The following is a 14520-nucleotide window of genomic DNA, read 5'->3' as shown; positions in this document are numbered from 1 at the left end:
GGGTTTATTAAATTGTAAACGTTCAATCAGTTTGCTATTTCCTTACTTCCCAATCGTTCTGGTGGAAACAATCCCAAATACAGTTGATATGATACTGGTCAGAATATTTAATCTAAATGCCAGTTTCAGGATTTTACGATTTTTCCTTACGACGTGTTTTAGATAAGGCTGAAGTTCTTCCTGTAAAGAAGCTTTAACTTTATAAAGCGAGAATACGAAAGGTGCGGTTTTTCTTAACAGCCAAATTTTGAAATCTTCTTTTATTCTTTCGTCTTCTTTTCCCAGTTTAATTCTAAGGATAGTGTTTTCCTTCATCAACATGAAAGCTGTCACCCATCCAAGAATCAGAAAAACAAAAAGAAAAAGTGAAACAGCTGGTCTGATAAATTCATTGACCATAGCGTTATAGTCTGGATACATTAATTTTCCCTCAATTGGTCCCTAATAGATTTTTTTACGCTTTACTTTTTCTACAATTTTAACAAGCAAAGTGTGCCCTCATTTAACAAGGTAATTTGAAAACCCAATTTCCATACCAATAATGGACTAACTTTTTGCTAAGGAATGAATATCAATTTGTCTCTATTCGATAATCACATTTAAACAGTAGAAATTTGTGTTTCAAATAAATACGCCCATTGAACGATTGTTTTGCAACTATCAATTAAAGAATGAAAATGATTTTTTAAATTGTAAGGAATGCGAAAGAATAGTAGCGGAAGGAACTCTCTTCAAAAAACAGTTAAAATATTTCGGGGAAAAAGATTAATCAGTATTAATCTTCAACGATATATGCCATCCTCAATACATCATAGTATTCATTGTTTATTAAAAATTCTCTACGAAGCAGTCCTTCAATCTGAAAGCCAAGTTCCTTGTTAATTGCAACGTTCCTGAGATTGTTTTCAATTGTATTCAGGTAGATTTTTTTCAAACCTAAATTTCTGATGCCATACTGAATCCACAAGGTTGTAGCTTCCTTTGCATAACCTTTTTCCCTGTGAATTTTTTCACCGATTAATTTTCGCATTTCAGCTTTGTGGTTAATCTGGTCATAATTTAAAAATGCCATAAGTCCGATAGGTGTTTTGTCAGGAAGAGTAATAATCCCAAAAATGTTCCTCTCATTTTCGAATATCTGCAGAGATGTTTTTTCGCGGTAAGATGAGCGGTCCAGTAAAAACCATTGACCGGCACTGTCGTTTAGCCACTCCTGCACAACATCGAAATCAGTTTTCAAATTAAATAATCTTAAGTGGATGTTTTTCCCTCGTATCGGAAATTTAAATTTAGCGCCTCTTGATATGATCTCTTCTTTTTCTTTCAACTCGATTGTGTTCTCGTTATGCATTGAGATATCCAGTAAATCATTCACGAGTGAAATATAATCTGCCCGCTTAAATCCCAGCTTTGATGTTTCATCAACAATAACTTTAGAGATTGTATTCAATGTAATATTGTCTTTTAGTTTTATTTCGTAGTCATTCATATGTAATCCTTATTGATGAACTAAAATTCAGTATTTTTATCTGGAAATCATAACACAATTTTATTCTCAATTTAAGCATAACGATGTTTTAGAATTAATCTTTACTACCAATTCACTTATAGACCATTTCCTTTTTCAAAACTTCGACAGGCTCATTCAAAGAATTATAAGTTATATATTCAACCCGGACATTATTGGTATCATAAACACTTACCCAACGCTTTACTAACTTCTGATTTACGTCTAAATACAAGTGTTCAGTTTCGTTTCCGTTTTCATCGTAAGTGTATTTCCGAAGATTATCGCCCCAGTCTTCAAAAATTATATGACCCAATGAATCGAATACTGTTTTCTTATCGACAAATGGTTTGCCGTTAGCTGATTCTTTCACTCCGATGCAATAACCTTTATCATTATAAGTTTTCAAAAGAATAACTTCCGAAGTGTACCATTCATCAGATTGACCGAGATACCATTTTGAAGTCCATATTTCTTTAATTCGGTTTCCTTTGTCATCATAAAAAAATTTTCCTTGATTAATTCCGCCATTGACGTGTTCCCTGTTCCGCTCTAAAAGTTTTCCATCGACTGAGTATTTAAATTCAGTTGTTGATTCTACTTTTCCATCAGGTTTGCAATCGACAGATTTTATTTTATTACCGATTGAATCATAGAACAGTAAAGTTTTGAGATAAAGTGAACCATTTCCATCATAGTTCTCAATTACTGAATCTCTTCCAAACTTTTCATAAATGATTCTTTCAAAGAGAGTCCCTGTTGAATCTAATTTGCCGTCAACGTATTTATATTTTGTTGTTCGTGATTCAAATAAAATTTTTTTGGAAGGTTGATTTTTGTCAAAAGTACAGGATAATGTAAAAATAAGAATGAAAAGGAGAACTGTAACGAGCTTTTTAGATGGATAAAACAATTTAAATTCAATTTTTAATTATTAATACAAACTCCCCTTTTAAATTCTCTTTTTCAACGTGATTTAAAATATTCCCAGTATTTCCCCGATAAAATTTTTCCCTTTCTTTTGTAAGCTCAAACGCAAGAACACAAGGAATATTTGCACCGAGAATTTTTACTATATCTTCCATCAAAGTTTTTAAGCGGTAAGGAGTATCCATTAAAACTATTGTTTCTTTTCTCTTTTTCAGATCAAGCAATTGTTTTCTGCGGATATCTTTCTTTGGTGAAAGCCATCCATAGTAATAGAATTTTTCAAAATCCATTCCGCTGCCCACCAAAGCTGCAAGCAAAGAACTAACTCCAGGAATAGGAACAACATCAATTTTATTTTGAATCGCGAGATCAACAAGTAAATGTCCCGGATCTGAAAACAAAGGCGTTCCGCAATCGGAAATTAGTGCTGCAGATTTTCCTTCCAGTAGTTCCATCAAGATTTCATCGGATGCTTCATTTTCATTATGCTCATTCAATTCAACCAGCGGTTTGTCAATTTTATATTTCGAGAGAAGTCTTCTGGCTTCCTTAAATTCCTCGCATATAATAAAATCAACTTCTTTCAGCACTCTGAGTGCACGAAGCGTTATATCTTCATAATTACCTATTGGAGTCGAGACTATAAAAAGTGCTTTTTTCATAAAATAAAATTAGGCAATTCCAACCAAAATGAAGTTACTTTTTTCGAACATTCTGAAAAATTACCAAACTGTCATTCTGAACGAAGTGAAGAATCTCATTACCATTAACATTGAGATATTTCGCTTCGCTCAATATGACAAACCCTTATTTTTCAGAAGGTTAATTCTAACAACTTTATTAAGTTTGTTATATGCTTCATGCAGAATTTTCAAAAATCACATCAAAAATATTTTTAAAAGATTGAAGTATTTGTCAACTCTTAACTTTATTCATTTCATAAACAGAGATTTACATGAAAACAATTAATATAATTATGCTGTTATTATTTACAGCTTTCCCGATTTACACACAGGAAATCGGCCAGACTTTCCTTGAATTAAAAGACACAGGTGTTGAAGAATTTATAAGCCTTCACCCTGAATATGATGGCAGAGGAACAATAATAATAATTCTCGATACTGGTGTTGATATTGGTGTGGATGGACTAACAAAAACTTCAACCGGCGAAGTAAAGTTCATTGATGTTCAGGACTTCACTCACCAGGGTGATGTTAATTATTACGAGGCTGATGTTGAGACTGAAGAAGGTAAAACAATATTTAAATATGAAGAACTTTCAGTAACTGCATCATCAGCTTTACAATATTCACCAAAAGATAATGTTTACTACATCGGTGGTTTTGCAGAAGAGATATTGAAGAATTCCGGATCAGGTGCCGGTGATTTAAACGGAGATGGTGATCTAGAAGATGTTTTTGGTATGGTAGTTTTTGAAACGACCGAAGGAACTGAATCCGCAACGGCAGACTGGATTGTATATGCTGATCTGAATGGCAATGGAGATATCAGCGATGATAAGCCATTAAGAAATTACAAAGAGAAACAAGATGCATTTTCATTTGAATTTCCAGGTGATCTTCCTCCGCTAACAATGGGATTAAATGTTCTGCCTGAAGAAAAAATTGTCTCATTCCATTTTGATGATGGTTCACACGGAACTCATGTTGCAGGAATCGCAGGTGGAAATCAAATCGGCGGAATTGATTTTAACGGAATAGCTCCCGGTGCACAAATGATGAGTATGAAACTTGGTAATAATCTTTATTCGGGCGGCTGCACAGTTACTGAAAGTATGAAGAATGCTTACCTTTATGCTGATAAAGTATCCAAAGAAATGAAAGTGCCTGTGATAGTTAATATGAGTTTCGGTATCGGATCAGAATTAGAAGGACAGGCAGATATTGAAAAGTTTATTGATAATCTCACAAAAGAAAATCCGTACCTTTACATTTGTGTTGGAAGCGGAAATGAAGGTCCTGGTATTTCAACGGTTGGATTACCATCTGCATCCCACTCAATCTTTTCATCGGGTGCAGTTTTAACAAAAGATGTTGGTGAAGATCTTTACGGAGCGACTTTAAATAAAGATATCATTCTTTATTTTTCATCAAGAGGTGGTGAAGTACGAAAGCCGGATGTTTGCTCACCCGGTGCCAATACTTCGACAGTGCCAAACTGGACAGGTTGGGATAGATTCTGGGGAACAAGTATGGCAGCTCCATATTCTGCAGGAGTTATGTCGCTGTTACTTAGTGCCGTTTCACAAGAATATCCTGACGTAAAAATTCCATCGCAGCTATTGTTCAAAGCTGTTCGGGAAGGTGCGGTTAAAATGGATGGCTATAGTAACCTCGATCAGGGTCACGGTTACATTAACGTAATCAACGCATACAATCAATTAAAAAAATACATTGAGGATGGTGAGGTAAAGAAATTTGAATCTTATACAATCTCATCTTTGGCACCAAATGCACCATCTGGAAAAGCTCCAAATCTTTATATAAGAAATGGTTCATATCTAAAAAATGAAGACACGTTCACTTTCTCAGTCACCAGAAATGGATTTCGGGAAGGTGAAAAATTCTACAGATCATTCAAGATTGAAAGTGATAGTGAATGGTTGATTCCAATTCAGAAAAAAACTTACATCAGAAATAATCAATCAACTTTTGTAAATGTAAAATTTGATCTTGCAAAAATGCAGGAACCAGGTTTGTACACGGGAAGACTTACTGCTTTCCGTGATGATAAATCAGGTTTTCCGGAATTTGAAATGCAGGCCACAGTTGTTATGCCGTACAGATTCAGCTTTGAAGATAATTATGGTAAAAGCTGGACGGGTGAAAAGGTTGAACAGGGTTTGTTTAAAAGATATTTTATTGAATTGCCAGCAGGACAAACTGCAATGAACATTAAACTTTCTGCATCAGGAAAAGATTATGCAAGAGTCAGATACGATTTATTCACTCCTGATGGAATTGGAATAGATGTTTCTGCTCAAGTACATACGCTCGAAAGTAAAAGTGAAGTAGAAGGAACATATTGTAATCTCGAGCCCGGTGTTTATGAAGTTGTGGTTGAAGGCGTTTTTCTTGCAAAGAATATTTCTACATATGACCTTTCAATTCAGTTTTATGGAATCAACAGACTTGAAAACAAGATCATAACTGCAGATGATAATCAAATTGAAGTCGTGAATTATTTCGGTTCACCATCCACCTATAATTTAATGGGAAAATTAGATGGTTATGAAATAGGCCATGAAATTACTATTAGTGGAAGCGAAAAATTCAGAATGCCGTTTGTTTTAAGAAAAGGCGAAGCTTCAAAAGAATTCAAGATTGTAATGACAAAGACTGACTACAGCAAGTTTACAGATATGGCTCTATTGATTTGCGACACCGACGGTTATTTTGTGGAATCTGATGCATTGAGTTACAGTAAAGGCAGTATTAGTATAAATAATACATCTGATGAAGATTCAACAGAATATGTTTTAGAGATTGTTCCCGGGTTTGCGCTTGGATCAAGTTCGGCTAATATTAATATTACAGAAGTAACTACTTTCAAAACTGAATACAACTTTGATGTAACGAGTGATAAAAAATCAGCGATTGTTTTATATCCTTCTTTACCAAAACAGCTGCAGATTAATTATACAATGCCGGCTGAATTCTTCCCTGAAAATTCACAACCAGTGGGCACAATAATTTTTGAATCAGCAGCAACAAAGGAATCAGAATATGAACTTCCAATTAAATTCAAATTCTAAGAGGAAACATTATGAGTGAACATACATCTGGAGCAATTAAAGGTCTTCCGGAAAATGCTTACAAAGAGTTAAAGCCCGGCGAAGAGTATAAACCATTAATGCCGGCAAGTACAACTCCGCAGGAAATTACCGCATACTCAGTAGTTATGGGTTTGCTTATGGCTGTTCTTTTCTCTGCGGCAGCGGCTTATCTTGGCTTGAAAATAGGACAGGTGTTTGAAGCAGCAATTCCGATTGCAATTATTGCGGTTGGTGTTTCAACGCTGATGAAAATTAAAAGTCCGCTTGGGCAAAATGTGATTATTCAATCAATTGGTCAGAACTCAGGATTGATTGTTGCGGGAGCGATTTTCACAATTCCTGCTCTTTACATATTGAATCTTGAAGCTCACTTTTACCAGATATTTTTAGCATCTGCATTCGGCGGAGTTCTGGGAATACTTTTTCTGATTCCATTCAGAAAATATTTTGTTGCTGAAATGCACGGACAATTCCCATTCCCTGAAGCAACAGCTACAACTGAGATATTAGTTGCCGGTGAAAAAGGCGGTAAGCAAGCATTGGTTTTAGTCGTAAGCGGATTGATTGGCGGAATCTACGATTTCATTATCGCAACATTCGGCTGGTGGAGTGAAGTATTCACTACCAGAGTATTTGGATTTGGTGAAATGCTTGCCGATAAATTCAAACTTGTCTTCCGTTTGAATCTCGGTGCTGCAGTTATGGGACTTGGTTACATTGTTGGTTTAAAGTACGCTGCAATAATAGCTGCAGGTTCTTTTGTTTCCTGGTATTTACTGATCCCTGTAATTTCATACATTGGCGCAGGATTGACTGAAACATTCGGTACAGGAGCTACAAAATTAATTTCCGCAATGAGTGCAGAAGAAATCTTCAGGCAGTATGTTCGTCACGTTGGTATCGGCGGTATTGCAATGGCAGGAATAATCGGAATTATTCGTTCATCCAAAATTATCCGAGATGCTATCTCTCTTGGTTTCAAAGAAATTTTTGAGAAGAAGCACGTCAACAACACTCAACTCAGAACTCAGCGAGATCTTCCGATGAAGATTATTGTGATTGGAATTGTTCTCACAGCGATTCTTCTTCTTGTTTTCTTTTATATGGGAGTAGTTTATGATATCGGCTGGGCATTAGCAGGATTACTGATCGTTCTGGTTATATCGTTCTTATTTACGACTGTAGCTGCAAACGCAATTGCAATCGTCGGAACAAACCCTGTTAGCGGGATGACTTTGATGACATTAATTCTTTCTTCAATTATTCTCACCTCCGTTGGCTTAAAAGGAAGTTCAGGAATGATTGCTGCGCTTGTAATCGGTGGTGTCGTGTGCACAGCACTCTCAATGGCAGGCGGTTTTATTACGGATCTAAAAATTGGTTACTGGCTCGGTTCATCTCCAATCAAACAGGAAAGATGGAAATTTCTTGGAGTCCTTGTTTCTGCTTTGACCGTCGGTTTTGTAATTATGATTCTTAATGAAACTTACGGATTTGTTGGTGATGGTGCTTTAGTTGCACCACAAGCAAATGCAATGGCGGCGGTAATTCAACCGTTGATGGATCAACAGCCAGCGCCGTGGACACTTTACATTGTTGGTGCAATTCTCGCTTTAGTACTTACGATGATTAAAGTTCCTGCACTTGCTTTTGCACTCGGAATGTATATTCCTCTTGAACTTAACACACCTCTCTTAGTTGGTGGATTAATTGCCCACTTTGTTTCTACAAGAAGCAAAGATGAAAAAATTAACAATGCAAGAAGAGAAAGAGGAACATTAATTGCATCAGGATTTATTGCCGGCGGAGCTTTGATGGGAGTAATAAGTGCAATACTCAGATGGCAGGGATTGAACTGGGTTAACTATGAATGGGCAGAATCTCATGCTGCGGAACTAATTGGTATAGTAATGTTCGCACTTCTTTGCGTTTATATGATCTGGGATTCTTTGAGAGGAAAGCCGGATACGGAATAAAATGTTTTTTAGTAAAAAAAAAGACGCATCAACGATGCGTCTTTTTTTATTATCAGGCTGTTGACTTGATTCCTTTTTGGATACGTATTATTCTCAGCTAGATAATTCCTGCTTCACTATCGTTACAATGACAGATTCTTTCTTTTGATTGAGTTTTAAAGCAATTTGATTAGCCTGAAGCTTTGGGTATTTAATCTAAAAATTATTACGTGCTTTTTTTATTAGTTAGTTTTAGTTTTGATGCAATGGCAACAATTGCACTTCTACTTCTATTAAGTGCTGTAGATATTTCATCAATTGAAAGATGTGTATAATTTTTAATAATAAAATCTTTTTCTTCCTGAGTCCATGGACGCGGACGGGAAGCACTAACACCAAGTTTGCCGACTATTGTTATAATTGAGTTTACGGTTCTGTTCAACCTTTGAGCTAAATCTTTAGTCGGGATTTTCTTATAATTTTGCCGAATATATTCTTTTTCTTCTTCACTCCACACACGACCTTTCTCTCTCACCCTTAAATTTAATCTGCCAATTTTATGTGTTACAGCACTTACGGTCATACCAAGATCTTTTGCCATCTCACCTGCACTTTTTGTTAAGTAGTTTTCAGAGAGATAATTGATCTCATCCTTTGTCCACTCATGCTGGGGGCGTGGTCTGTTTAGTTTTAGAGTGTAAGCTTGCTGCAGTATTCCATATCGTGGTCTGTTTAGCATTTCTGCTATTTGGTCGATCGTATATTGTCTGTCAGGATACAATTGACGCAGTTTGCTTTTTTCTTCTTCCGTCCACTTTACAAAATTGGACTCCGTCAATTTCAGAATGTAAGCACGGGCAAGAATTGCAGATCTGGATCTCTTTAAAATTTTCGACAAAGATTCAATTTTTCTATCAATATAATGCCTGCGAAGATAACTATCCTCCCACTTTTCCCACCGACGTCGGTCATTATTGCCAAGTTTTAGTTTAACCGCTTTTGTTACTACTGAACTACGAGTTCTTTCTAATTTATTGGCAACATATTTAGCACCCCGAATTTTATAATGCTTCTTTAAATATTTTACTTCTTCTTCTGTCCAATTTTTAAGCATAGTAACTTCAATAATTACAGTAATGTTTGCAAAAACCACTGACAACTTAGGGATAAGTTGTCACATGATTTTCTGTTTTCTTGATAAGTGAAAGTATTAAGAACAGGTATGGTTTTAAAAAATCTCTGAAATCTTTTTATCAACCTCTCTCAACTCAACATCAAATCTTTCACCACTTCGCCTGATTTTCATTTCACACTTGCCATCTTTTATTTTCTTCTCGCCAATTACGATCTGAACAGGCATACCAAGTAAATCGGCGTCATTAAATTTAAATCCTGCTGCAGCATCACGATCATCAAATAAAACTTCATATCCGGCATTTCTTAATTCATTGTAAATTTTTTCCGCGGTTGACACCACATTTTCATTCTTCACATTCAATGCAATGAGATGAATATCGAATGGTGCGAGAGCTTTATCCCAGATTATTCCTTTATCATCGTGGTTTTGCTCGACATAACAAGCCATAATTCTTTCAACACCTATTCCATAACTTCCCATTACAATCGGACGCTCTTCTCCCTTTTCATCAAGATACAACGCCTTTAGTGCTTCAGAATATTTTGTTCCGAGCTTGAAAATGTGTCCAAGCTCAATAGCAGTAAACACTTCAAGCTTGTTGTCACAGTTGGGACAACCTTCTCCGGATTGAACAATTCTTAGATCAGCATACTCGAGAGTCGGTACGTCTCTGCTCACATCAATTCCACCGATATGATAATCATTTTTATTTGCGCCGCTGAAAAGATTGTTCCGATCTTTTAATTTTAAATCTGCAATAATTCTTCCTTTAAATCCAATTGGTCCAATTGATCCAGCATCAGCACCGGTTATTTCCATCAACTCTTCCGGATGTGCCGGACGGACGTTTCCTCCGAGCACTTTTGTGAGCTTCGATTCATTTACTTCATCATTGCCCTGCATCAGAATCAAAATTTCTTTTCCATCATTAATATAAACTCTGGATTTAGCACACACTGATTCGTCTATTTTTAAAAATTCACAAAGTTCATCAATTGATTTTACATTTGGAGTCGATATTTCGTAAACAGATTTACTTTCGTTTTCTCTTGCAATAATATCGACCCTGGATTCGGCAACTTCAACATTCGCTGCGTATCCACAAGATGAACAGTATGCAACTGTATCTTCACCTGCCTCAGATTTAACCATAAATTCTTCAGAACCTGTTCCGCCCATTGCACCGCTTGAAGCACCAACGACAAAATATTTTAATCCGCATCTGTCAAATATTTTTCTGTACGCTTTATCGTGCAATCCATACGCAACATCAAGAGCTTCATAAGAAACATCAAGTGTGTATGCATCTTTCATTAAAAATTGTCGCCCACGAATAACTCCGCTTCTTGGTCGTGGCTCGTTCCTGAATTTGGTTTGAATCTGATACCATATCTGAGGCATATCTTTGTATGATTTTACAACATTGCGTGCATGGTAAGTTATAATTTCTTCGTGAGTCGGTGCTAGAACGTATTCTCTGTTTTTAACATGAAAAAGAATATCACCAAATGCTTCAACTCTACCTGTTTCTTCCCAGATCTCTTTTGGATTGAGTGCCGGAAGATGAAATTCCTGTCCACCGATTGCGTCCATCTCTTCTCTTATTATTTGCGAAATTTTTCTTACAACTCTGTAACCAAGTGGAAGAAAAGAATAAATTCCAGCAGAGAGCATTCTGATCATCCCTGCACGAAGCATCAGAATATGGCTTGTAACAGTTGCATCGGTAGGAACTTCTTTTAAAGTAGGAACAAAATATTTACTTAATTTCATAAAAAACTTTTTTGGAATAATTTTATATAAATAGCAAAAACGGGGCTTAAAATAAGGATTTTATCTCCACTGAACAAAATATCATCGCTCAATGATCACAGGAACAATTCTTGTTAACACTAATAATTCTTTCTTTTAAGGATTTATTAAGTTAAGTTGAAAATGTAAAATTTAAGTTTGTTGAATTGTTCTCACATAGCTAGTGGAAACTTCGAACTTCTTACTTGATTGTCTCATAGCAATTGCTATTGTCTTCTTCGTGCTTGGTATCCTTTCACTTTCAATTCGTCTATTAATTTTATTCTTTGCTGCGGAAACAATGGATGCTGATGATTCAGCAGTGATGAATGCTATTACCGATCATTACAGCAAATCTTATCCTCACTTACGAATTACAAAAATTGAGGAGCAAAAATGATATTCACTGAAAAACAAAAAAAAATCAGAGTAATGTTCACACCATTCAGAGATGGACTTCAGAGTTCATTTGGGGGCAAAGTAAGGTTGAATGATTACCTGCCGGCAATGAAAGCTTCCGTTGAAGCAGGTATCAGACACTTTGAATTTGGAGGAGGCGCCCGATTCCAGGCACCGCTTTTTTATTTGGGTGAACATCCGTTTGATACAATGCAGGCTATGAGGGATGCAGTTGGTCCTGATGTTGATCTACAAATTTTAACGAGATCGGTTTCAGGAGTTACACTTACAAATCAATCTATCGAAGGATTGGATCTCCAGGCAAAATTGATGAAGAAGCACGGAACAACGTGGGATAGAAATTTTGATTACATGAATGATGTTGACAACCTGATTAAAACCGGAAAACCTATTGTTGATGCCGGAATGCATCACCAGGTTGCGATTGCATTGATGGGATTACCATTCAAATCTGACATAGTGCACACAGCTGATTTTTATATCAACATTGGTAAAAGACTTCTTGAGAGCGGGATGAAGATAGACAGCATCTGTTTGAAGGATGCAAGCGGCACTACTGATCCTAAAACGATCTATGACACTGTAATAGGTTTAAAAAAAATAATGCCTCCTGAAATGCCACTATGGCTGCATACTCATGACACAGCAAGTACAGCAGTTGCCTGTTACATGGCAGGAATTGATGCAGGTGTAAATGGAGTCGATCTTTCAGTTAGACCGATGGCAAGTGGAACAGTCCAGCCGGATGTTCGCTCTCTGGCTCATGGATTAAAAGGTACAGGTTACTCTCTTGATATTAATATTGCTAAGATGGATGAGATCGAAAATCTTTTAGATGAGGGATTAAAAGAGTACGACTTCAATCCAACTACAACAACTGCAGATGCAAGAGTATTGGGATTTCCGATGCCTGGCGGTGCAATTGGTCCGAATGTACATATGATGGTTAAAGCCGGAATACTTCATAAATACAGTGAAGTGCTTGCCGAATTTCCAGTTGTAGTTGAAGCAGGCGGAGCGTGGACAAGTGTAACTCCGGGGAGCCAGCAATACTGGCTGCAGGCATTTAACAATGTGATGTATGGCCGTTGGGAAAAAATTGATGACGGATATGGAAAAGCTGTACTTGGTTACTTCGGTAAAACACCACTACCACCTGATCCTGAAGTTGTAAAGAAAGCTTCCGAGCAGCTGAATAAACCTGTATTCACAGGTGATCCTTTGGAAGCTGCACCAAAAAATATTGAACCGGCAAAGAAAGCTCTCGAAGAGAGAAATCTTCCAATAACTGATGAAAATATTTTTATTGTGCTAGCTTCTATGGTTCCTGGAAAGAAGATGGAGTTAAATGAAGGCATCAGACTTCTTATGGGCCAAGGAAAAATTGATATTCCACTAAAGAAAAAAGAAGAACCAAAAAAAGAAGAGAAATCAAAAGAAGCTGTTGTGGAGACTATCTCTGCTGGTCCGGTCAGGACAAAATGTACGGTTGATGAGAATGGTAAAACAAGAACTTTCATCGTTACTTCAGAACCGATACAAACCGCTTCAACATTAGTTGGAAAAGTAATTATGGCTCAAACTGTTCTTGATTCGGAAACAGTAAAAAGCACTCCCATATTTCATCCTTTTGAGGGAATTGTTCAGGTAGTTGATATCCTTGTCCATGAAGGTGATGCAGTTACACAAGGACAGACGGTTGCATATGTTGAAGCTATGAAAGCAAAGCACCATATTAAATCTCAAATCAATGGAATTGTTTCAAAAGTGAATGTAAAAATTGGCGATGAAATAAATTCTTCAACTCCAATAATCATATTAAATTAAAAAATATGGTAGATGATCTAACGAAACTACTGCTTGACTCCGGTTTTGCAAACGTAAGCTGGGAAAATTGGTTTATGTTTGCAATCTCAGGTTTACTCATTTATCTGGCAATTAAAAAAGGATACGAACCTCTGCTTCTGATTCCCATAGCTTTTGGAATTGTACTGGCAAATTTTCCTCTTGCAAAAATGGGCTCCTACGATGAAGGCATTATCGTTTTAATTTACAGTCGTGGAGTTGAAACTGAACTTTTACCTCCGGTAATTTTTCTTGGTATTGGAGTTCTCACTGACTTCAGACCGCTTTTAAGCAGACCATTCACCTTCCTTTTGGGTGCAGCCGCACAATTGGGAGTATTTGTTGCAGCCATCGGATCCGTCTATTTATTCGGGTTCACTCCACAAGAAGCAGCAAGTATCGGAATCATTGGCGGTGCCGACGGTCCTACGACAATTTATCTTGCGTCCAAACTTGCACCACATCTTCTCGGTCCTGTTGCACTTGCTTCCTATAGTTATATGTCTCTTGTTCCGATAATTCAACCGCCTGTGCTGAGATTACTCACTACTCAGAAGGAAAGAGAAATCGATATGCGCCAGGTAAAACCGGTATCGGAAACCGCTGTAAAAATTTTTCCAATTTTATCCGGAGGTATCGCAACTCTAGCAATTCCGTCTAGTGCACCTTTAATTGGTATGTTAATGTTTGGAAACCTGATAAGAGAAAGTGGTGTAACTGAAAGATTAAGAAAAACAGCTGGCGGTGCATTGATAGATATTGTGACGATATTTCTGGCAACAGCGGTTGGCGCAACAATGAGCGGTAAGACTTTTTTGAGTCCTGAAGTATTAATGATTTTCGCTCTCGGTGCAATCGCTTTTATATTCAGTACTGCCGGAGGAATTCTGTTGGCTAAACTTTTTAATCTCTTTCTGCCTGAGATAAAGAAAATAAATCCGTGCATAGGTGCCGCAGGTGTTTCAGCCGTTCCAATGGCAGCAAGAGTTGTTCAGGATTTTGTATCGAAGCATACAAACGGCAAAGTAAATCCGCTAATGCCGGCAATGGGACCTAATGTAGCTGGTGTAATTGGAACTGCTGTCGCTGCCGGAGTATTTCTTGCTTTGCTAAGCTGATTCGACTATCTATAAGCGAC

The 14520-nt window shown here is 36.9% G+C and carries 11 protein-coding genes; 5 read left to right on the top strand and 6 right to left on the bottom strand.

Going from position 1 to position 14520, the window contains the following annotated elements:
* Positions 1-42 precede the first annotated feature (42 nt).
* The 4 genes from IPM14_03255 to rsmI form a co-directional block, all read right to left on the bottom strand.
* Positions 43-420, bottom strand: a complete 378-nt coding sequence (locus IPM14_03255) for a hypothetical protein (GenBank protein MBK9097135.1) — start codon at positions 418-420, stop codon at positions 43-45.
* Between the two features lie 355 nt (positions 421-775).
* A complete protein-coding gene (locus IPM14_03250; protein ID MBK9097134.1) occupies positions 776-1489 on the bottom strand; it encodes a GNAT family N-acetyltransferase in 714 nt (237 codons plus the stop codon).
* Positions 1490-1601: 112 nt separating this feature from the next.
* On the bottom strand, positions 1602-2420 hold the full coding sequence (locus tag IPM14_03245; protein MBK9097133.1) for a hypothetical protein: 819 nt from the start codon (positions 2418-2420) through the stop codon (positions 1602-1604).
* Between the two features lie 7 nt (positions 2421-2427).
* A complete protein-coding gene (rsmI, locus tag IPM14_03240; GenBank protein ID MBK9097132.1) occupies positions 2428-3099 on the bottom strand; it encodes a 16S rRNA (cytidine(1402)-2'-O)-methyltransferase in 672 nt (223 codons plus the stop codon).
* A gap of 293 nt (positions 3100-3392) precedes the next feature.
* Here rsmI and IPM14_03235 point away from each other — a divergent pair, with 293 nt between their 5' ends.
* Both IPM14_03235 and IPM14_03230 read left to right on the top strand, forming a co-directional pair.
* On the top strand, positions 3393-6212 hold the full coding sequence (locus IPM14_03235) for a S8 family serine peptidase (protein ID MBK9097131.1): 2820 nt from the start codon (positions 3393-3395) through the stop codon (positions 6210-6212).
* Positions 6213-6223: 11 nt separating this feature from the next.
* On the top strand, positions 6224-8209 hold the full coding sequence (locus tag IPM14_03230) for an oligopeptide transporter, OPT family (protein MBK9097130.1): 1986 nt from the start codon (positions 6224-6226) through the stop codon (positions 8207-8209).
* A 205-nt stretch (positions 8210-8414) separates the two neighbouring features.
* On the opposite strand, the gene IPM14_03225 is transcribed toward IPM14_03230, so the two are convergent.
* Both IPM14_03225 and IPM14_03220 read right to left on the bottom strand, forming a co-directional pair.
* A complete protein-coding gene (locus IPM14_03225; protein ID MBK9097129.1) occupies positions 8415-9302 on the bottom strand; it encodes a hypothetical protein in 888 nt (295 codons plus the stop codon).
* Positions 9303-9416: 114 nt separating this feature from the next.
* A complete protein-coding gene (locus IPM14_03220) occupies positions 9417-11099 on the bottom strand; it encodes a proline--tRNA ligase (GenBank protein MBK9097128.1) in 1683 nt (560 codons plus the stop codon).
* A 202-nt stretch (positions 11100-11301) separates the two neighbouring features.
* Between IPM14_03220 and IPM14_03215 the strand changes: the two genes are divergently transcribed.
* Genes IPM14_03215 through IPM14_03205 form a run of 3 tightly spaced genes read left to right on the top strand, consistent with a single transcriptional unit; the run spans position 11302 to position 14500 of the window.
* Positions 11302-11517: a hypothetical protein gene (locus IPM14_03215; protein MBK9097127.1), complete on the top strand. Its 216-nt coding sequence runs from the start codon at positions 11302-11304 to the stop codon at positions 11515-11517.
* Positions 11514-13364, top strand: a complete 1851-nt coding sequence (locus IPM14_03210; protein ID MBK9097126.1) for a biotin attachment protein — start codon at positions 11514-11516, stop codon at positions 13362-13364. The genes IPM14_03215 and IPM14_03210 overlap by 4 nt, the downstream gene beginning before the upstream one ends.
* A gap of 5 nt (positions 13365-13369) precedes the next feature.
* Positions 13370-14500 (top strand): sodium ion-translocating decarboxylase subunit beta, encoded by a 1131-nt coding sequence (locus IPM14_03205; GenBank protein MBK9097125.1) that lies wholly within the window; start codon positions 13370-13372, stop codon positions 14498-14500.
* The last annotated feature ends 20 nt before the right edge of the window (positions 14501-14520 follow it).

The organism is bacterium (assembly GCA_016716565.1).
GTDB lineage: Bacteria > Bacteroidota > Ignavibacteria > Ignavibacteriales > Ignavibacteriaceae > IGN2.
Note: the sequence above shows the minus strand (reverse complement) of the source record. Positions and strands in the feature narration are given on the sequence as shown.